This is a genomic window from Haloferula sp. (genome assembly GCF_049672945.1).
Taxonomy (GTDB): Bacteria; Verrucomicrobiota; Verrucomicrobiia; order Verrucomicrobiales; family Akkermansiaceae; genus Haloferula.
Genome location: NZ_JBATWY010000098.1, coordinates 42,059 through 61,489 on the forward strand (window position 1 = coordinate 42,059; position 19,431 = coordinate 61,489).

A 19,431-nucleotide genomic window follows, 5' to 3' on the forward strand; every position below is an offset into this window, starting at 1 on the left:
GGTTCACCCCATCCCCGTTGAGAATCCGGCTCTCCTTAAAACTCACTTCTTCTCCGGCACCGGCACGACCATCGTTTTGACCACCGCCTTGCGCACCATGCCCTCCGCCACCGAGCCGAGCAGCAGCGAAGCCACCATCCCGTGCCCGTGGGTGCCGAGCAGCACCAGATCCGCCTTCGCAGCCTTTACATAATCGAGCACCCCTTGCAAGGGACTGCCCTCGATCAGCTTCACCGTGGCACCCGAAATCGGAGCTGCCAATTCCTCAAGGCGCTTGCCTGCCCGCTTCCTCGCTTCCTCTTGAAAAACATGCATCGCCGGAAACTCATCCGGCGTGAATCCATAAGCGGTGTAGGCCGGTTCAGGCTCCAGCACGTGAATCACATGGAGGTGGGCACCAAAGGCACTGGCGATTTCCACCGCGGCATCAATCACCACCGACGTCGAATCTGAAAAGTCCACTGCTGCAACAATCGTTTTCATGGCATCCACAAACTAGCACCTCCTCCACCTCTTGGCTACCCCTAGCCAAAGCATGCACAAATTACCGCAATCCATGCGCGTGCTTCCCAAGCGCTCTTCTCATCAAATAAGTTTCGTAAATCCAGAAATCCTCTATTCGTCAAATTTGTTCGATTCGTGGTTCTCAAACTTCCGGCTTCCGCGCCAAGCATTCCCACCTAGCCTTTCCCCAGCATGATCAAATTCCTCCACACCCGCATCCGCGTCCAGGACCTCGACCGCTCCATCGCCTTCTATAAAGTCCTCGGCTATCAGGAAAAGGAGCGCAAGACCTCCCCGCAGGGCAACCAACTCGCCTTCCTCGAGCTCCCCGGCAACGACGCCTTCCTCGAACTCACCTGGTCCGCCGACTACAATACCACCTGCCCGGATGACCTGATGCACACCGCCCTCGGTGTCCCGGACATCATCGAATACTGCGACGCCGTCGAAAAAGCAGGCATCGAAATCTGGCCAGGCAAGTGGCGTGAAAAGTTCAGCTCCGGCGAACGCAAGATGGCCTTCGTCACGGATCCCGACGGCTACGAGGTCGAAATCCTCGAGCGCTGATTGACTTTGCCCACCCAAGCCCGAACTGACCCATGACCCGAAAAAAACGCCACGCCAGACCGGATGGGCGAGGTAGGGCTGCGATCCTTGACCCTTCTGTCTCCAAACGATAGGCCTCGATGGTGCTTGGAGGACTGTCTAGAATCGGGGTTATCCTGTTGCTGCTCATTTCTCAAGCAGATGCCCAGACGACTGAACCGCGCGGCATTTGCACGGTCAAGATCGCCGGAAAGCCAGAGGGTAAATCCCAGGCCCGGACCTATCTCGGAATTCAACTGCTCCCTGACAAGATCTTCCAAGGATCCGTCGACGGAGTCACCGGCGAGGCCCTCTCTTTCCTCGGGCTCGAATCCCCAGCTGGGCTGAATGAGCCCGGAAAAGCCTTTTACATCCACGTTCTCGATGGCACCGGCCGGGGATTCATTTCCAACGTTGCGGAGTTCCGCACGAACGACATCCTTTGCGAAGATCCTCTGGAGGATTGGATGGAAGCGGGCACCCAGGTTTTGATCCGGCCGCATTCAAGAATCGAAGATATCTTTGGTGCAGACAATCGCTTCGGTCTCGGTGAAGGAATCGAGGCAGAAGCTGCGGACAACGTGGTGCTGTGGGATCAGGCGGCGCAGCAGGAACGTGTCTATTACTTCAATTCGGAGCGGGAACGCTGGGAGCAGTCAGGCATCGCAGCCGACGCCAGCCAAGCCCTCGTCCGTTTTCCGCTGGGACTCTATATCGTTAGACGCCATGCGGGAAACCTGCGCCTCGCACTGTCCGGCGAGATCGCCGCGGAGCCGATTCTGCTTCCCGCCCGTACCGGGGCAAACGTGTTCTCCCTTCCAATCAACCTATCGTCGTCCCTCACCGGTCTCATCCCTACCACGGGAAGTTTTGCTCCAGTCTCGGGACCAAACACCACGCGCGCGGATCTCGTCACGTTGGAGGAACCAAATGGCACACGCCGCGGCCCCTTTTACTCTTCCTCCAGGGCGAGCGCCGAAGGCTGGCGTGAAATCGGGGTGAACGGCAGTAACGATGCCAGCCAGCCATTCGACTTCCTCTCGACCCTTATCCTCGAACGACAAGGCCAAGCCTCTTACGTCCTCGCAGAAGGAAGCCTTGTGGCGGGAACGCCTTTCATCCTCCCGCCCGATCCTGAGCCTGATGAAATCCCACTAATGGGCGAAATCCCGCGTTTCCCTATTCCACCGGGCGTTACCCTGGCCGTTGAGGTCAGTACTGACCTACAAACCTGGGCGTTCCACTCCGATGTTACCATCGATGGCAGCAATTATAGATTCCCCCTCCCCGCGGGTCAGACCCGCGCCTTTTACCGCCTGCGCCTTTCGCCACCAGGTGGTTGAGCCAACATGAGACTCCTCCTCCATATATTGCCCTGCGCATTGATACTCTGCTGCTCGCTCTTAGGCGAAACGGTGATCATCACCTCAGTCGCTGACGATCAACACCCCCTTGATCCGCTGACATCTCAGGACACCGCCCTGCTCGCAAGTGGCACCCAAATCCGCGTGGGAGCTTTCCCTAGCATGAGCGACGATGCCCTTCTTGATGCCGCAGCCACGGGTGGCCTCGCCGAAATTTCGACGGCACTCGTTTCCTTCGGACCAGTCACCGCGATCGGCGACGGAGTAGATGGAGCCCCAGGAACCTTTGAAGTCGCTGTCACCGAAGACACTTCGGATCCGAGCTCCACGCTCATCGGCGAAGAGATCTCACTTCTGATCAACCCGGACGGCGGCGCAGAGTTCCTGATTGCGCGATTTGCCGGAAAGACGTTCCAAGGCGATACGGATACCGCGCTTCCATCGCTGACCTCCCTCCATCTTGCAGAAGCCAGAATCATTGTCGGCAATCGCTACGGAGAAAACCGATTCTCGACTTCGACCTCACCACCGAGTGGCTCCTTCGCGACATGGATCAGTGGATTCCCCTCGATCACCGACCCTTCCCTGCGGCTTGCCACTGCCGATGCCGACGGAGATGGACGCCCCAACTTCCTCGAATACGCGACGGCGGGTGATCCGACTTCAGGCGCTGACTTTCCCATATGCCAACTCACCTCCGACGAGCTTGGCGATTGCTGGGTCCGCTTTTCAAAGACTCCGGGTATCGGAACCATTCTCTATCAAGTCGTGACCAATGAAGACCTCGGCTCTTCCTGGATGCCACTGGAAGGTTCCGCGACCCCGGATCCAGATCCCCCCACGTCTGGCCCCGATTGGATGAGAATCCGTGTTCCCGCACCCCTCAGCGAAAAAGGGTTCTTCCAATTGAAACTGTTGGATACCTCGGCACCCTGACAGCCGCCGGGCCATTGACCTGGCCAGCAGCGGAGGCGCTTTGTCCGAATCGGTCATTCTTTGTGGTTAATCACGTTGCCAGCTAACAAGACTCAAGCCAATGAAAGCGATCTTCTCGTTGTTTCTCCTCGCCTCATTAGTTTGCGAAGCCGACGATTTTGCCGACGGTCCCGAATTTTCCCATTCGATGGAAATCGAAACTCGGAAGCTTGATGGCTTTCCCGTCGTCTTCCACTACGGCGAGATCCGCCCCGACTTCGCAGATCTCTCCGAAAATCCCCATCGCACGCGCATCTCGCTCGATGGTAATTGGCACTTCAGGTTCGATCCCGAAAACATCGGACGGACGGAGCAGTGGCACAGCATCCCCGATCTGAGCACATGGACAGAAGTCACGGTTCCCCACTGCTGGGACATGATGGAAGGCGGTCGCTTCTGGGACTGGTCAGACCTATCAACAAACAACCCTCCGATGTATGACGGCGTTGCGTGGTACCGTCGTGATTTCGAAACCGGGCAGCCTTCCGGAAAACATCAGCGTCTCGAGTTCCTCGGAGTTCCGCACCGGGTCCGGGTATTTCTTAATGGGGAGTTGCTCGCAACTCACGAAGGTGGTGGCCAGCCATTCTCCGTCAATCTCACCAGCAAGATCCGCAAGGGCACCAACACTCTGGCCCTGCAGATCATCCGCCTGCCGAATTTCCGACCAAAGGAGTCCGGCAAGGGTTTCGACGAAATCGAGTACACCCACACCCGCCATCCCAAGGAACCAGACAACTGGCCCTACGCCGGCATTCCCCGCTCCGTCACACTCATTGCCGAGAGCCTTGTCACGATCCGCAAGACCCAGATTCGCACGCGCGACAACCGACTCGAAGCGATCCTCTGCCTAAGCAATTACGACACAAAGGCGCGCCAAGGCACGGCATTGATCCACTCGAAGGCCATTGAGACCTCCGAACCCCTTCCCTTTGAAATCCCCGCTGGTGGCCACCGCCTGCTACGCTTCTCAGCACCGCTGAAAAAAGCCGCCGCCCGCTGGTCACCGGATCATCCGGCCCTTCACCAGCTCACCGCCACTTTGTCCGAGAGCGGCACCACCTTCGACCAGCTCGGCACCACCTTCGGCATCCGCTCCTTCCGCGTCGATGGCTCGCGTTTCCTTCTCAACGATCAGCCCATCTTTCTCAAAGGCGTCGCCTTCTACGAAGAACACCCAACCCGGGGAAACGCCCTCACCGAAGAAGACCACCGCAACTTCTTTGAACTCACTCAAGACGCCAAAGCCAACTTCGTCCGCCTCCACGTCGCCGAGCGCCATCCGCTCACCTATCAGCTCGCCGATCAGCTCGGCGTCATGCTTTGCGGCGAATGGGGCGGCTTCTGGTATCGGGAAAAAGCCATGGAAGCTCAAACCAAGGACTCCAAATCAATCTTCCAATCGCTCGCCCGCTGTGCCGTCTGGGACCTCATGAACCACCCCTCGGTCGTCATCTGGGGACTCCACAACGAATGCCACCAGTTCTGCCCGGAATATGAACCCTTCGTCAAAATGGGTCACGAACTCGTCGACCAACACGACTGGCAACAGCGCCCCGTCACCTGGGCCGCCTGGCACCCCCATATGGGCAAGCCGCATTTCGAACACGCAGATGCCGTCGGCTTCAATGAGTACCGCGGCGCCATGGACCCCTTCGAGAAACTCGAACCCGATCTCAAACGAACCATCGAGGAGAACCCGAACAAGCCACTCATCATCCTCGAAAATGGAGGATGGTCACACTTGGGAAATCGAGGATCCCCCTCCCAAAAGGGCACAGAAGACTGGCAGGCGCATCTTCTCACCAGACAGCACGAAGTGCTCACCCGCTTCGCCCCACCGCTATCCGGATACACCTACTGGCTACTGCTCGACTACCGCTCGCGCAAAACCTACACAGGAAACAAAGAGTCCAACGGCTGGTCCCGCATGGGCATGTACAACGAGTTCGGCCAACCCAAGCTCGTCCGCGATGTCTTCCGCGACCTGACCTGGCCCACCAACTAGCGCATCGCAGCCACCTCCCCGCTGTCCCGCCATTCGTGCGCCGTTGAAAGGCTTCCGTTTTTATCGCCGTTTCAACCCGCACGAAATGAAAACCCAACTCACCACCCTCTCCCTCGGATTTCTATCCCTCTTTCACGCTTCCGCAGAACTGACACTCCCCCACTTCTTCAGCGACCACATGGTCCTCCAGCGGGACAAGCCCGTCGTCCTCTGGGGCCAGGCGGATCCAAACTCGGCCGTCAAAGTCAGTTTCGCCGGTGAGTCGGCCACCTCGACCAGCGGCGCTGATGGAGCTTGGAAAATCACCCTGAAAGCCCTACCCGCAAACACCGAAGGCGAGGACCTCACCATCACATCCGGCGATGACTCCGCGGTCCTCAAGGACGTCCTCGTCGGCGAAGTCTGGTTTGCTTCGGGACAATCAAACATGGCCTGGGTGGTAAAAAACACCCACCAAGCCAAAGCCGACATCGCCGCTGCAGATCATCCCGGGATCCGTGTCTTTCAGGCAAAACTCACCCCTGCTGCCGAGCCACAGGACGATATCGACGGCCAATGGCTTGTCTCATCACCGCAAACTGCCGGCAGCTTCACCGCCGTCGGCTACTTCTTTGCGCAGAAGCTTCACCAGGAACTTGGCGTCCCGATCGGGATCATCTCATCCTCATGGGGCGGGAAGCCGGTCCAGACCTTCACCAGCCGCGAAGCTCTTGCCAGCATCCCTGAAGGCAAGTCCGACTTGAAGACTCACGATCAAGCGATCGCCGCCTTCGATCCGGCCGCCGCGAAAAAACGAAGCGAGGCCGCCATGAAGAAATACCAGCAAGCACTGGCGAAATGGAAAGCCCAACCAAAGGAATCGCGCCCCAAAGCTCCGCGCAAGCCACAAGCCATCAGCAATCCCGCCGTCGCCGCCGGAAAGCCCGCCGTGCTCTACAACGGCATGATTCATCCTTTCGTCGGTTACCCGATGCGCGGTGCGATCTGGTATCAGGGTGAGGCGAATGCCAAGACCCCGGTGACCTCCGCCGCCTACGGAAAATTGTTCCCGCTCATGATCAACGACTGGCGCAAGCGCTGGAATGACGACTTCACTTTTCTCTGGGTTCAGCTGGCCAACTTCAAAAAAGTGACCGACCAGCCCGGCGTCGTCGACTCGTGGGCTCACCTTCAAGACGAACAACGCAAAACCCTGAGTTTGCCAAAAACCGGCATGGCCGTCGCCAATGACATCGGCGCCGCCGATGACATCCACCCGAAAAATAAAAAGGAAGTCGGACGTCGCCTCGCCCTCTGGGCACTCGCCAACGACTATGGAAAGGACGTCATTGCCAGCGGACCACTATTCAAAAACAGCACCATCAAAGGCCCGGAAATTCACATCACCTTCGATCACGCCAATGGCTTGAAGTCCCGTGATGGCAAACCCCTTCAGCGCTTCGAGATCGCCGGAGCCGACAAGGTTTGGTATTGGGCAGACGCCCGTATCGACGGCGAGTCCGTGGTGGTTTCCTCCGAAAAAGTCGCCAAACCAAAAGCCGTCCGCTACGCCTGGTCCTCGAATCCCGAAGGCGCCAATTTGGTCAACGGAGAAGGCCTCCCCGCCTCGGTCTTCCGCACCGATGATTGGGAGATTGAGTAGCTGGGACGCAGCCGAAGCCAGGCCGACCCCATCGGGGTCATTCATGTTAGCCGTGGACTTCAGTCCACGGATTTCGAGCAGCCTCATTGGCGCCGCATAGCGACGCTTCATCACCCCGGGCGTGACATCCAATGGGAGCGTTGGCCGAACCAGCAGGTGCCTGGCATTGCCCCCGCTGAAATGACCACTACCATCCACCGGCATGCCAGACTCATCAGCACTTCAGTGCCTCGAAATCGGGGCCGATAAAGCCAACGCGGATCTCTGCGTCATCCTGATGCACGGACTGGGAGCCGATGGCCATGACTTCGAGGACGTCGCGCGCATGCTTTGCCAAGCCGCCCTTCCAAGCCGCTGGCGATTCGTGCTTCCGCACGCTCCCTCGATCCCCGTGACCATCAATGGGGGCGCGCCGATGCCGGCATGGTACGACATCCTCGACCTCAGCCACCCGCGCGAAGTGGATTGGAAGACCGTGGCAGCCAGCCAGCAACAGATTGAATCATTGATCACCGCCGAAGCGGGGCCGAAAATCATCCTCGCGGGCTTCTCGCAAGGCGCGGCGATGGCGCTCCACGTCGGCTTGCGCCATCAATCAAAAATCGTAGGCGTGCTCGCCATGTCGGGCTATCTCTTGCTGTCCGAAGACCACCCCGTGCCTTCTTGCAAGGGACCACTGCCCATCTCCATCCTCCACGGCAACGCGGACGATGTCGTGCCGATCAAAGCAGCGGAAGAAGCCCTCAACTCTTTGAAAATGGCAGGCTACGCACCGACCTTCAAAAGCTACATCGCACTCGGACACTCCGTCGCTCAAGAGGAGGTGCGCGATGTCTTCGAGTGGCTGAAGGAACACGGCTCTTAAGGAACCGATCCTTCCTTCAGCAGTTCAGGAAACTGCTTGGCGAAGCGTTTGAAGCGCGGAATGGAGACACCTCGAACGTAGGGATTGTCGGGATTGTTCCGCTCGTAGTTCTGGTGATAGTCCTCCCCCTCCCAGAACTTTTGGAAAGGTAGTACTTCAGCGGCCACTTCCTTGTCCCCGCCAAGCGTCTTGTTCAATGCGGCAATCTTCTCATCAATGACCTTCTTCTGCTCTTCATTCTGATAGAAAATAATCGAACGGTACTGCGAACCATGATCCGGGCCCTGCCCATTGACCTGAGTCACGTTCTGCGAACCAAAATAGACATCTACCAGCGTGGCAAAACTGATCACCGAAGGATCATAGATAATCTCCACCGCTTCCGCATGGCCGGTGGTGCCGGTATTGCTCGACTCATAGGTCGGATTCTCAGTGTGCCCTCCCGAGTAACCGGAAATGGACTCTTCCACGCCTTTCAGGCTCTCGTAGACCACCTCGACGCACCAGAAGCACCCGCTGGCGAAATAGGCTCTCGCGAGTCCGTTGGTCCTAGGAACCTCCACAGGGGTGACTTCTTTCTGCGCTGCAGCCTCCGCTGTCCGGTCGGTCTTTTTCTGAGCACAGGACGAGCTGACAAGCAGCGTGGAGATGATGGCGAGATAGAGAGCAGGCTTTTTCATGGGTAAATTCAACGGAGAGCTTCCTCCATCCTTACCCGTGAGACCATCCCCCGCATCCATTATTCCCATCATCCCCCCTCGAATCGTCTTTTCGGCCAAAAAAAGAGCGGCCCGACTGATCATCCTAAGGAAAACCCATTAACCCTCGGACGTCTCAGCCGGACCGCCTAATGTGTCGCGACAGAAGATTCAAAGCATCCGCCGTGCCAACACTCGGCCGATTGGTTCTTTTCTGTTTTTACGACCGGGTCACCCCGTCCTCTGCGAAAACGCCTACCAGTCTCCTCCGCTCAAGGGACGCCTCGAATTCCCGAGCCCGCGCGTTGCCGCGTCCTCTCTTACCACCTAAAAATCAGGCATGGCTGAAGATGCGACCGACGAACCCCCATGGCCTCTACTGCTCGGTTCGGCCATCGTTTGTGGCCTCGCCACACTCGGCGGCATCATCGCCCAACGCTATCCCGGCCCGGACACCATCGCCGTCGCCCTCTACATGACGGCTTACCTCGCCGGTGGCTGGGATGCGGCGATCGATACCTTCGGCAAGCTCAAGCGCTTCCGCCTCGACATCCACTTCCTGATGCTCGCGGTCGCCATCGGCGCGGCCTTCATCGGTGCCTGGTGGGAGGGCGCCGCCCTGCTCTTCCTCTTTTCCCTGAGCGGTGCCCTTGAGGTGATGGCCATGGCCCGCACCGAACGCGAAATCCGCAGCCTCTTCAACGACGCACCCAAACAAGCCCTCGAGATCCTCCCCGATGGCACCACTCGTGAAGTCGCGGCCGACACCCTCGAAGCCGATACCGCGATACGCATCCTCCCCGGCGAGCAGTTCCCCGCTGACTCGATCATCGTATCAGGCGACAGCGCCGCCGATGAATCCTCTCTAACAGGCGAATCCGTCCCGGTGAACAAGACCGCCGGCGACACCGTCTTCGGCGGCACGCTGAATACCTGGGGCAAGCTCGACGCCCGCGTGCTGCGTCCACCCGGCGACAGCGCCCACGCCCGTATCATCCACCTGATCCGTGAAGCCCAGGCAAGCAAGGCACCATCCCAGCGTTTCACCGATCGCTTTGGTACGGCATACACCGTAGGAATCCTCGGTTTCGCCATCCTCATGTTCCTGATCTGGCACTTCATCCTGAAAATCCCCGCCTTTCAGGATGGCGAGAGCGGCAACTCCGCCTTCTACCGTGCGATGACCCTGCTCGTCGTCTGCTCACCCTGCGCTCTGGTGATCTCCATTCCCAGCGCCATCCTTACCGGCATCGCCGCCGGCGCACGGCGCGGCATCCTCTTCCGCGGCGGCGTCGCCGTGGAGAACCTCGCCTCCATCAACCGCCTCGCCGTCGACAAAACCGGCACCCTGACCAAGGGCGAACTCGAACTAACCGGCTTGGAATCCAGCGACCCCAAGCTCGACAATGAGCTTCTCCACTTCGCCGCCGCACTCTCCAAGAACTCCACCCACCCACTCTCCCGCGCAATCGTCGCCGAGAATCTCAAACGTGGCGGCACCTTCGAGGAGATCGAAGGCTTCGAATCCCTCGCCGGCAAGGGACTCAAGGGCCGGATCGGCAATCGTGAGCTTCTGCTTGGCCGTCGTTCACTGTTCGAGGGTCACCCGTGGATCACCGCCCTGCCCGCCCCGGAACCGGGCCTGACCGAGGTGCTCGTCACCGCCGGTGATCTCTCCGGCCGCATCATCCTGCGCGATGCCCCTCGCATCGAAGCCGCCTCCACCGTCGCCCGGCTTCATGAACAAGGCATCGAAGTCACCATGCTGACCGGCGACCGCGAGGAATCCGCCCAGCTCGTCGCCACCGAACTCGGACTCAGGCACTGGCGTTCCGGTCTCCACCCCGAAGACAAGGTCGCGGCCATCAAGGAATGGCGGGAGCAGGGGGAAAAAGTCGCGATGGCGGGCGACGGCGTCAACGACGCGCCCAGCCTCGCTGCCGCCGACATCTCGATCGGCATGGGCCTGCGCGGCAGCGATGCCGTGCTCGAGCAAGCCGACATCGTCCTCACCCACGATCGCCTCGAGCGCATCCTTGAGGCCCTTGACATCAGCCGGCGGTGCCGCGTCATCATTCGCCAAAACCTCACCATTTCCCTCGGTGTCGTGATCTTCCTCGGCTTCGCCGCCCTCGGTTCCTGGATCCCCCTGCCGCTCGGCGTCCTCGGCCACGAAGGATCCACCATTGTCGTCGTCGCCAACAGCCTCCGCCTGCTGATTCGATCGAAAGAGAACACTGACTGAACTCCTCCCGGGTCTGCCCGGAACGGTACTTACTCCGTGTGATCCGCTTCTCTCACAAGCCCCCCAGGAGGTTCTGACGGCTCCCGCGTCACCCAGCCTCCAAGCAGGCGATAGAACTGCCGGGAATCCGAGCGAGTCTCCGACCACTGAATGATCCCGCCGTTGCCCGGAACCGCAGGAAGAAACTCCGCCCATCCACTCAACGCCTCCGAGTGCTCGATAAGATAGCAAGCATGAGCGTCGGATTTCCACGCGAGGGCTAGCTCCTCACCTGACTTGGTGATCGCTGGCGTCGCATCGGGCAAATTCGGAATCAGCAGGACTTCGAAGACGCGACCGGACGAACCGGTATTGCCGCCGTTCCCGGCGTCAGCAACCAATCCACCAAAGATATGGCCGATCACCGTCGGCTCCCGAATCTCAGCCAGATCGATCACCTGCGGATGAAGACGCGGCACCTCCGCCTGGTAAAAGAACTCGGCATTGGTTCCAAAACGCAGCTCCTTGCCATCCACAAGAATCTCAGGAAAACGGACAGGGAGAAGGTACTGCCTGAAATTCCCGTCCTTGTTCCGCACGACGACACTGCATTGGTTGGTGAAGGGAGCGTTGTTGTCGATCAACCAGGATTCATTGACGCGATCGTATTCCTGAATGGTCAGCCCTCCGAAAAGCAGTAGGTGCATTTCATCCGTCGCTCGATGATACAGCCCGGCCTCGGCGCAGTGGTAAACCTGAAGCGCTTGTTTCATCGTCGTGGATGCGGCCGGGTCCTGCATCGTCACTTTTCCTCCGGCTTCGATCACCACCGGAACCGTAAAAACGCCTCCCTCCGGCGTGAAGACCCCGGAAAGCGCCACCGCCACTTCCTCGAACGTATCCGGTTCCGCACCACGCTGCAGCATCGTCGCCACATTCAGATCCCGGCGTCGAAAAGCCTCATCCTGAGGGGTCGATTCCTTGGTCGCATCCGGAATCACCAACCCGTTCGATAGATCGACACGAAACCGCCGGACCTGCTTGCGATAAATGCCGTTGAAGTTCGGACGGTAGCGACCGGCATAGTTCTGGCCGAAAATCAGTTGATACTCCACGCCGGTACGCTCGAGTCCGCCGCCGGTGACCTGAAAGTAGTTGTCGATGATCTGGTCGACATGGTCGCTTGCCATGCTGGTTTCCGATCCCGCCGGTTCTTTGACCCACGCGACCATGCCGGGCAGATGAACCGCGGTCAGGGTATCGTAGGTGACATGATCCGAGACCGATCGCTTGAAACCATAGCCTCCGGCAATGAGCAAGGTTTCACCATCCTGATAGAACTCGGCATTCACGGAACTCAGGGAATCCACCTGATCCTGGGTGAGCCCGCTGGCGGCCGAAGTCTCCAGGCTCTTGTGCCAACTCTGTTTTCCCGCGGGATCGATGACCCAGATCTCGCGGTTCTCGTAGGCGGGATCAAAGGCGGCCATGCCGGTCAGTCCGTGCAATCCATTGGTGCGACCCGCGAGGATCACCCACTGCCCGTTCCAGTCCCCGGCGACCACTGAATGAATATTCGGGGTGACCGCGGGCAGCAGCGAAATCTCCCGGATTTCGACTTGGTAGGGAATCACTCCTCCGACCACGGGTTCATCGAGAACCTCCGTCTGGTGCTGCGCCAGCAGCCATGCCGGAAACAATACCGACACGGCAACCGCCATCCAGCGGCAGGCAGGGCGTCCTGATTTCACAATATTGGAGGACTTGAGTTAAGACGATCCGGAGAATCTCCATTTCGACCACTCCAGTTTTACGGTCGGATACCAAAATCCACAAGCTCCCAGCCTCGGCGGATACGCTCAATTCCACAGCATCGATTGCCGGGTCGCGGCTTGCAAAGCCGCGCTCCCTACGGATCGAGTGTTCAGAAAGTCAAGCCGCAGGCTGCACCTCGGCATCAATTCGCTCGCCCAGGTCCAGCCGAGTCCGCTGCATTTCAAAGTGGAGCTGGAGGCGCATCCAGAAGCCTTCTTCCATCGCGAAGAAGCGCGACAGCCGAAGATCGTATTCCGGCGTGCAGCGACGGCGACCGGATTTCATCTCCGAGAGATGGGAGGCGGGGATGCCCGTCGCGGTGGCGATGGATTTCTGCGTGCCGGACCACTCTTCGAGAGTCTCGCGCAGCGTCTCGGCGAAGGCATTGGGAAGGGGCATGGTCTTCATGGCCGCGTCAGTGGTAGTCGGTGACTTGAACCTGATGGGCGTGGTTGTCTTTCCACTCGAAGATGATCCTCCATTGCTGGTTGATCCGGATGCTGTGGAACTTCCGCAGATTTCCTGAAAACTTCTCCAAGCGGTTGCTCGGCGGCACCCGAAGGTGGGCGAGTTCCGAAGAGGCATGGAGTTGGTCGAATTTCACTTTCGCACGGGTCTGAATGTCACCGGGTAATTTCCGGGATCGCACAAGCTCAAACACCTTCTGCGTCTCGGCATCAGCGAAGCTTTTGATCACCACACCACAATTCCCTAACTTGGTAATTCCCGCAAACCGGAATGTCTTCGACCCCATCGGGGTCACTCATGATAGCCGTGGATTTCAATCCACGGGATGGGTTCGCTCTCCATCCGCGTCGCGTCGCGACGCTTCACCACCTGGGGAAAACCGATGACCCCAAGACGAACACCAAGCCCTCCGACTTCAAGCGTCGCGTCGCGACGCCATTTCTCCACGCATTCAATCCGTGGACTGAAGGTCCACGGCGATCATCAAGCGTCCCGATGGGACGAAGACGGGATGAGCTCAACTCACCGCGTCACCTCGGTCCCGATCCCGTAATCCGTGAAGATCTCGAGCAGCATCGCGTGCGGCAATCGCCCATCGATGAAGTGAACTTTCCGGACCCCTGCATTCAGCGCATCCATCGCACTGCGGATTTTCGGAATCATCCCACCGGAAATCGTCCCATCCGCAAGGAGTGCCTCGGCCTGCTCGCGGTTCACCGATTTGATCAGGGTCGATGGATCGGAAGGGTCTTTCATCAGACCGGGCACATCCGAAAGATACACCAGTTTCGTCACACGCAACTCTTTCGCCAGCGCAGCAGCGGCCAGATCGGCATTGATGTTGAGCGGCCTACCCGTCGCAAGTTCGGCGGCCAGCGGCGAAATCACCGGCACGATCGAGGCCTTGTGCGCGGAATCCATCTGACCGAGTTGGCAACCGACGACCTCACCCACCCGCCCGATGTCGGCCGGATTGCCGTCGGCATCCTTGATCTTCATCTTCTCGCCGAGAAACACATCGGTGCCCGCGATGCCGGTGGCCTTGCCGCCAAATTCCCGAATCATCTGCACGAGCCCCGGATTGATCTCATTCGAGAGCACCTTCTCGACAATCGAAATTGCCTCATCAGTGGTCCGGCGGAAGCCACCGATGAACTCCGCTTCGAGACCCGCGTCCTTCATCGCCGAAGAGATTGCCTTCCCACCGCCGTGGACAATGATTGGATTGATCCCTGCGACTTCGAGAAACACCACATCGCGCATCACCTTGCGCACCAGTTCGGGATCCTCCATCGCCGAGCCGCCCATTTTGATCAGGAAGGTCTTCCCACGGAAGGCCTGCAGATAGGGCAGGGCTTCGATCAGGGCTTCGGCTTTCGCGGTCGGTTGCTGGAGACTCATGGCGGGCCGCGACCATAAGCCCGTCCGCCCCCGGAGGAAAGCACGGTCAGCGCTTGCGGCGTTTCTTCTTCGAACCGGGCTTGCGCGGAGGAGTCGGCGTTTCCTCCTCAACCTCTGGCTTGGCCCGCACGACCTCAATCTTCCCGCCACCCTCGATCAAGAGCACTGCCAACAGGGCGGTCACCGGCACCATCTGGAAAGCCAGCGGGACCGGAGCCACAGTAAAAAACCGTATCGCGACTGCTAGCAGCACCGCCACCGCCACACACAAAGCCACCGCCCAGATTGTGCGCTTCAACACGTCCTGACTCCGCAAGAGCCAGGCACCACCCAAAGCCACGGCGACCAAAGCAATCATCTCGACGAGTGGATGCGGCCGTGGAACAGCGCGAGCTCCGACACGGTGGGGCGCGTTCCTGATCAAGGCATCGACCCGCGGCAGCGTCTCGCCCCATTCCCGCAGGAACTTGCCGGTCCCAAGCCTTTCGTCCACCAGATAAACCGGAGCCTCCCGCTCGCCAAAACCCTCCGGCAAGGTCCGGCTGATCATCGCCGTCGCGGGCGCTTTGATGACCTCCGGCTCCACTTCCGGCAATCTGATCCGACCCCGGAAATCGATTGGAATCCGCGGCCCCTTCGAACCCAGACGGATCTCATTTCCCGCCTCCACTTCGATCTCCTCCGGCGGCACCTCCAGGCGCACGATCGCCGCCACCAGTGGCAAGGAAAACACCACCCGGTCGTCCCAACGCGCCAGCAAGTAGGCGCGCTCAGTCTCCTGATCCTCGTTCCCTAACAAAGTAAATCCCGCCCGCGTCCGCTCACCCCCAAACTCCGGCAACTCACCAGGCAGACTGTTCACCACCGGCAATTTGCTGCGGTCCCCGCCGACATCAGCATAAGCAATCGAACACAACTGAAAGGCCACCGGCACCGGCTCGCCGACTGTGCCGTTGTTCAACTGGTAACCGAGCACCGTGCCATCCAGACGGTCCATCATCGCCCGCATCGCATCGAGCGCCAGCGTGTCCGGCTCCTTCCAATCCAGCGGGTAACCGATTCCGAGATGCTCCACCCCCATCGCCTTCAGCCGGGAAAGCACCACCGCGAGATCGGTCGGGACAGGCGGCGACTCTTCAAAATACTCGCCCGGATCCTCATCAAGAAACAGCACCCCGGCCGGCGGCACGTCCTCCGGCACCGCGATCTCCTCAGTCCGGCGGGGATCCTCCAGCGTCCCGCGGCCGACCACCACGCTGCCCTTGCCGGAAAGCACCCCAAACCACTTGCGATCCGCCTCTTCGAGGAAATCGACCTTCGGTGTGAGCGCCAGCAACAGCAGGCCGACGCCAAGCGAGGCGACAGCGGCAGTCAGCCGGGGGTAAGCAGTGCGGATCACGACCCCAACGAACCCGGAATGCGCCCCCGTGGAAAGCCGGGAGTCTGGCTTCACCAACGCCGTGAGCTCCATTTTGAGAAAGCTCTTCAAGCAAACTCGACGTCTCTCGTTTCCCTCATCAGAGTCCCGTGGTGAAATCCTCACCCACCGCTCTCCGCCTCGCATGGGCTTTTTTCCTACTCATCCCATCCGCCCTCATCGGTGAAACTCGTCCCTGGACCAATAAGGAAGGCGTCACGATCCATGCAGAGTTTCTGAAACTGGAGGGTGATGTGGTCCACCTCAAAATGAATGGTGGAAAAATCGGCAAAGTCGCCCTCGGCCTCCTCAGCGAAAAGGACCAGCGCTTCGTCAAAGAACGGCTCATCCAAGAGAAGCAAAAGCCAAACGATACCCAGCCAGCCGGTGACAATGGTGAACCGACGCCCGACCCCGATTGGCCAAACGATCACGGCGAGGCTCCGCCCGAGGACTTCGCGGAATGGGTTTACCCCGAGGGAACCGCAATCAGGATCGAAGACAAATACTGGAGTCCTTCGGGAAACCAGCTCTGGAAGGACGCCACGTTCAAGGCCAACGCAATCGAATTCCATCACGGCTACGCCCTTGCCAGAACCTCATTCACCAAATCCCAAAAAGGTCACGGGTACATCGGAGTCGACGGAAACTTCCTCATTGGAGGCGACAGCGGAAAGCCCCTCCCGGAAGGTTTCGAGACGCTGGGAAATTTTGGCGAAAACAAGCTCGCGCCCTTTTCAAAAAGGGTCGGCGACAAGGCTCTCTGGGGCTACATGGATCATACAGGAAAGGTTGTCCTCGAGCCGCAGTGGTATTTCGCCACGCCCTTCAGCCAAGGTCTCGCGGCGGTAAGCGTGGGAGAAGTCCGCTACAATCAAGGGCGCGCACCAACCGGCACCTATCACTACATTGATCAAAAGGGGAAAGTCGCGATCGAGGGCGGCTGGATCGAGGCCAGCCCCTTCAGCAAAGACGGCCTTGCAGCTGTCCGCCTCATGCCTGAAGACCCGGCTCGGCGGGCCAAGAAGGATTGGGTTTTTGTTAGAACAGATGGATCACTTTTGATCCCCGGTGATTTCATGGACCGACCTGCTGTGTTCCGCGATGGCACCGCCGTTCTTCCCAATCAAATCATCGATACCAGCGGTAAGACCATCTTCACCGCTCCGGAAAGGATGTGGTTGTCGGACTGCGATGATGACAGCGGCGTGTGCATTCTGTGGAGAAGCCCTTTCGGAAACGACACGGCGATTCAACGGCTCGTCCACCGCAAGACCGGCCGCTGCTTCGGTCCCGTGTTCCGTTACGCACGGATCTTCCCTTTTCATGAAGGCCGTGCCGTCTTCGAGGCCATCGGCACCAAAAAATTCGGCTTCATCGATCGCCATGGAAAAGTGGTCGTCGAAGCAAAGCTTTCGACGAAGAACCCCTTCAAAAACGGCTACTTCTACAATCCCAATCGTGAGGAGAAGACAGTCGAATACTGGACTCCAAAAGGAGAGATCTTCCGGACGAAGGAAGATTGAAACATGGAACTTCCGGTCAAATCTTCAGATCACCCGGCACTTCACAAGTCGCACACTTCGATCAAACGCCACTCACTTGAACGCGAGGGCCCCTTCGATCACCGGCTTCAGCAGCGACTCAAACTCACTTCCTTCCGTCACCACGCCCAGCATCTTCGCCGCCACCGGCACATGCTGGCGGTACCAGTCATCACCCTGCTTGGTGATGATTTTCCCATACGCTCCAAGCGCCTGCATCAGACGCTGGGTCGCGCATTCGTGGAAAATCTGCGGCAGCGGACGCTCCTCGGAAATCTCTTCCCACAAATCGAGCAGCTTTTCCCGATCCTCGTCCGAGTGGTCCATGTAGGGATCGAACACCAGCGAGGCCAGATCATACTCCTGCCGCCCGCGACGCATCCCCTGAAAATCAATCCAGTAGGCCTTCTTGCCCTTGAGCAGGAAGTTCTGCGACTGGAAATCGCGATGCACCAGATGACGGGCACCACTTCCAAGCCGCTTCGCCAACTCGGTGAACTCCGATGACTGCCGTAGTTCCGACGAATCCATTTCAAGCAGTCCATCGACGAGGTGCTCGAAAAAATACTCCTGCTCCCAGCGATACATCTCTTCGTCGAAGGCCGGGCTGAATTCCGTATCCTTCGCCGCACGGGTGTAGAAAAGCTTGTCGAGTTGCTGCAGAGCCGAACGATAGAAGGGCTCGCGCTTCTCGAAGGACTCCTCCTTCATCGACAGCAGATCCGTATCCCCGAGGTCCTCGACCAGCGCCACCCGCCAGCGTTTGTCGAAGTGGTAGATCTCCGGCACATGAATCTTCGCCTTCTGCAGAAACTCCGAAACCGGCGGATAAAAGTCGTTGTCCGGCCGATCGTCGGTCCAATGGATGCCAATGAACGGATCGCGCCCGGCCGTCTTCACCCGGACAATCGTGCGCCCGGAAGCCCCGCGCTTGATCGGCTCGATCGTGATTCTCACCGTCGGATCGGCGTCCAAATATTGCCGGGTGGTGGTAAGAATGGTTTCGGCAGACATCGCGGCGGGAGGTTCCCGACCCTGCCCCCCTCCGACAAGGGGAAATTCCCCTATTTCCAGTCAATTCTCACCCTGCCACTCCTCAATTTCCTCCGCTGAAAACACGGACATCAGAATTTCCCCGGTTTCGGGATATTCCGCCCCGTTTCCCGCCAGCGGTGCCCCGCCGGGTATGTTGTCAATCGTCGCTTCGGACAGCTTCGCACCCCACAGCAGCCAAACGATCCGGCGCTGAACCTCCTCAGGCTGCTTGGCCAGATGGAAGGCAAAGTAGCGATCCCCCAGCTGCTGAATCAGCGTTTCCACCCCCACCTGGTAACTCTCAGTCGCCGCGCCGTCCGTCGGCGGCAGACCGAAAACCTCCCCAAGATCATCCGCGTCCCCTTTCAAAGCCCCAAGCATCAGCTCGGGATAATTGTCGATACCACGGCTGGCGTAGAACTCCTCAAGATCCGACCGCCCATATTCCGGCGATTGATAAAGCTCGATCACCTCTGGGTCAGCCACCAAGGGCTCGGGATCGGACGACGCCTTTTCTCGGGCCGGGCGCGTCGGCGATGGACGCGGAACGTTCGCCTCCGAAGACGGGCTCAGCTTCTTCTCCCGCGGAGCAGAAACCGATTCCGCTTCGCGGTTCGGAGCATCCTTCGACTCCTTAAAGACGAGCATCAGCACAACGATTGCCACTAGAACTCCACCAAGCGTGTAGGTAAATCGCGCACTCATAGTTTCGGCAAAACAGACTAACCGATCAATGGTCGCTCGACCATCTTTTCGTCCCCTGGATAGAGGTAGGAACGGCGCATTGGTTTGCGCCGCTCCCCCCTCCGAACCGGACAGGCGGATCTCCCGCATCCGGCTCTCCAGTCAGTGGTTTGCTCCATTACGGAGACTCTCGACTTCAGCA

At 59.1% G+C, this 19,431-nt stretch carries 18 protein-coding genes; 8 read left to right on the forward strand and 10 right to left on the reverse strand.

The genetic code is table 11. The annotated features are described in order from the left end of the window. Positions 1-42: 42 nt before the first annotated feature. Positions 43-483, reverse strand: coding sequence for a universal stress protein (locus WBG04_RS08720; RefSeq protein WP_424314021.1), 441 nt, complete (start codon positions 481-483; stop codon positions 43-45). A gap of 213 nt (positions 484-696) precedes the next feature. Here WBG04_RS08720 and WBG04_RS08725 point away from each other — a divergent pair, with 213 nt between their 5' ends. From WBG04_RS08725 to WBG04_RS08750, 6 genes are all read left to right on the forward strand, one after another. Beyond that, complete coding sequence (locus WBG04_RS08725) at positions 697-1,071, forward strand: VOC family protein (protein ID WP_424314022.1); 375 nt, start codon at positions 697-699, stop codon at positions 1,069-1,071. Positions 1,072-1,190: 119 nt separating this feature from the next. Next, a complete protein-coding gene (locus tag WBG04_RS08730; RefSeq protein WP_424314023.1) occupies positions 1,191-2,432 on the forward strand; it encodes a hypothetical protein in 1,242 nt (413 codons plus the stop codon). 72 nt (positions 2,433-2,504) lie between these two features. Continuing rightward, positions 2,505-3,389 (forward strand): hypothetical protein, encoded by an 885-nt coding sequence (locus WBG04_RS08735; RefSeq protein WP_424314024.1) that lies wholly within the window; start codon positions 2,505-2,507, stop codon positions 3,387-3,389. A 100-nt stretch (positions 3,390-3,489) separates the two neighbouring features. Then, positions 3,490-5,436 (forward strand): glycoside hydrolase family 2 protein, encoded by a 1,947-nt coding sequence (locus WBG04_RS08740; protein WP_424314025.1) that lies wholly within the window; start codon positions 3,490-3,492, stop codon positions 5,434-5,436. Between the two features lie 85 nt (positions 5,437-5,521). Further along, positions 5,522-7,078: a sialate O-acetylesterase gene (locus WBG04_RS08745; protein WP_424314026.1), complete on the forward strand. Its 1,557-nt coding sequence runs from the start codon at positions 5,522-5,524 to the stop codon at positions 7,076-7,078. Between the two features lie 202 nt (positions 7,079-7,280). Further along, positions 7,281-7,943, forward strand: a complete 663-nt coding sequence (locus tag WBG04_RS08750) for an alpha/beta hydrolase (protein ID WP_424314027.1) — start codon at positions 7,281-7,283, stop codon at positions 7,941-7,943. Here WBG04_RS08750 and msrA read toward each other — a convergent pair. Beyond that, positions 7,940-8,623, reverse strand: a complete 684-nt coding sequence (gene msrA, locus WBG04_RS08755; RefSeq protein WP_424314028.1) for a peptide-methionine (S)-S-oxide reductase MsrA — start codon at positions 8,621-8,623, stop codon at positions 7,940-7,942. The two genes, WBG04_RS08750 and msrA, sit on opposite strands and share 4 nt — an antisense overlap. A 358-nt stretch (positions 8,624-8,981) precedes the next feature. On the opposite strand from msrA, the gene WBG04_RS08760 reads away from it, so the two are divergent. Further along, the gene (locus tag WBG04_RS08760; RefSeq protein WP_424314029.1) at positions 8,982-10,886 is read left to right on the forward strand and encodes a heavy metal translocating P-type ATPase; all 1,905 of its coding nucleotides are present in this window, start codon (positions 8,982-8,984) and stop codon (positions 10,884-10,886) included. Positions 10,887-10,915: 29 nt separating this feature from the next. Here WBG04_RS08760 and WBG04_RS08765 read toward each other — a convergent pair whose 3' ends face one another. The 6 genes from WBG04_RS08765 to WBG04_RS08790 all read right to left on the reverse strand — a co-directional run bounded on the left by WBG04_RS08765 (position 10,916) and on the right by WBG04_RS08790 (position 15,948). Then, positions 10,916-12,616, reverse strand: coding sequence for a hypothetical protein (locus WBG04_RS08765; RefSeq protein ID WP_424314030.1), 1,701 nt, complete (start codon positions 12,614-12,616; stop codon positions 10,916-10,918). A 181-nt stretch (positions 12,617-12,797) separates the two neighbouring features. After that, the gene (locus WBG04_RS08770) at positions 12,798-13,088 is read right to left on the reverse strand and encodes a HigA family addiction module antitoxin (protein ID WP_424314031.1); all 291 of its coding nucleotides are present in this window, start codon (positions 13,086-13,088) and stop codon (positions 12,798-12,800) included. Positions 13,089-13,095: 7 nt separating this feature from the next. Continuing rightward, positions 13,096-13,377 (reverse strand): type II toxin-antitoxin system RelE/ParE family toxin, encoded by a 282-nt coding sequence (locus tag WBG04_RS08775; RefSeq protein WP_424314032.1) that lies wholly within the window; start codon positions 13,375-13,377, stop codon positions 13,096-13,098. 62 nt (positions 13,378-13,439) lie between these two features. Beyond that, positions 13,440-13,595, reverse strand: coding sequence for a hypothetical protein (locus tag WBG04_RS08780; RefSeq protein WP_424314033.1), 156 nt, complete (start codon positions 13,593-13,595; stop codon positions 13,440-13,442). A 75-nt stretch (positions 13,596-13,670) separates the two neighbouring features. Further along, complete coding sequence (gene argB / locus WBG04_RS08785) at positions 13,671-14,549, reverse strand: acetylglutamate kinase (RefSeq protein WP_424314034.1); 879 nt, start codon at positions 14,547-14,549, stop codon at positions 13,671-13,673. Between the two features lie 46 nt (positions 14,550-14,595). Further along, positions 14,596-15,948: a hypothetical protein gene (locus WBG04_RS08790; protein WP_424314035.1), complete on the reverse strand. Its 1,353-nt coding sequence runs from the start codon at positions 15,946-15,948 to the stop codon at positions 14,596-14,598. Between the two features lie 131 nt (positions 15,949-16,079). On the opposite strand from WBG04_RS08790, the gene WBG04_RS08795 reads away from it, so the two are divergent. Further along, complete coding sequence (locus tag WBG04_RS08795; protein WP_424314036.1) at positions 16,080-17,492, forward strand: WG repeat-containing protein; 1,413 nt, start codon at positions 16,080-16,082, stop codon at positions 17,490-17,492. A gap of 72 nt (positions 17,493-17,564) precedes the next feature. Here WBG04_RS08795 and WBG04_RS08800 read toward each other — a convergent pair whose 3' ends face one another. Further along, entirely contained in the window at positions 17,565-18,524 is a 960-nt protein-coding gene (locus tag WBG04_RS08800; RefSeq protein WP_424314037.1) for a phosphotransferase, read from the reverse strand. Positions 18,525-18,584: 60 nt separating this feature from the next. Then, entirely contained in the window at positions 18,585-19,250 is a 666-nt protein-coding gene (locus tag WBG04_RS08805) for a hypothetical protein (protein WP_424314038.1), read from the reverse strand. Positions 19,251-19,431 lie beyond the last annotated feature (181 nt).

Coding starts and splice junctions, on each gene's coding strand:
- WBG04_RS08720 (WP_424314021.1), bottom strand. CDS start 483: ATGAAAACGATTGTTGCAGCAGTGGACTTTTCAGATTCGACGTCGGTG.
- WBG04_RS08725 (WP_424314022.1), top strand. CDS start 697: ATGATCAAATTCCTCCACACCCGCATCCGCGTCCAGGACCTCGACCGC.
- WBG04_RS08730 (WP_424314023.1), top strand. CDS start 1,191: ATGGTGCTTGGAGGACTGTCTAGAATCGGGGTTATCCTGTTGCTGCTC.
- WBG04_RS08740 (WP_424314025.1), top strand. CDS start 3,490: ATGAAAGCGATCTTCTCGTTGTTTCTCCTCGCCTCATTAGTTTGCGAA.
- WBG04_RS08745 (WP_424314026.1), top strand. CDS start 5,522: ATGAAAACCCAACTCACCACCCTCTCCCTCGGATTTCTATCCCTCTTT.
- WBG04_RS08750 (WP_424314027.1), top strand. CDS start 7,281: ATGCCAGACTCATCAGCACTTCAGTGCCTCGAAATCGGGGCCGATAAA.
- msrA (WP_424314028.1), bottom strand. CDS start 8,623: ATGAAAAAGCCTGCTCTCTATCTCGCCATCATCTCCACGCTGCTTGTC.
- WBG04_RS08760 (WP_424314029.1), top strand. CDS start 8,982: ATGGCTGAAGATGCGACCGACGAACCCCCATGGCCTCTACTGCTCGGT.
- WBG04_RS08770 (WP_424314031.1), bottom strand. CDS start 13,088: ATGAAGACCATGCCCCTTCCCAATGCCTTCGCCGAGACGCTGCGCGAG.
- argB (WP_424314034.1), bottom strand. CDS start 14,549: ATGAGTCTCCAGCAACCGACCGCGAAAGCCGAAGCCCTGATCGAAGCC.
- WBG04_RS08800 (WP_424314037.1), bottom strand. CDS start 18,524: ATGTCTGCCGAAACCATTCTTACCACCACCCGGCAATATTTGGACGCC.
- WBG04_RS08805 (WP_424314038.1), bottom strand. CDS start 19,250: ATGAGTGCGCGATTTACCTACACGCTTGGTGGAGTTCTAGTGGCAATC.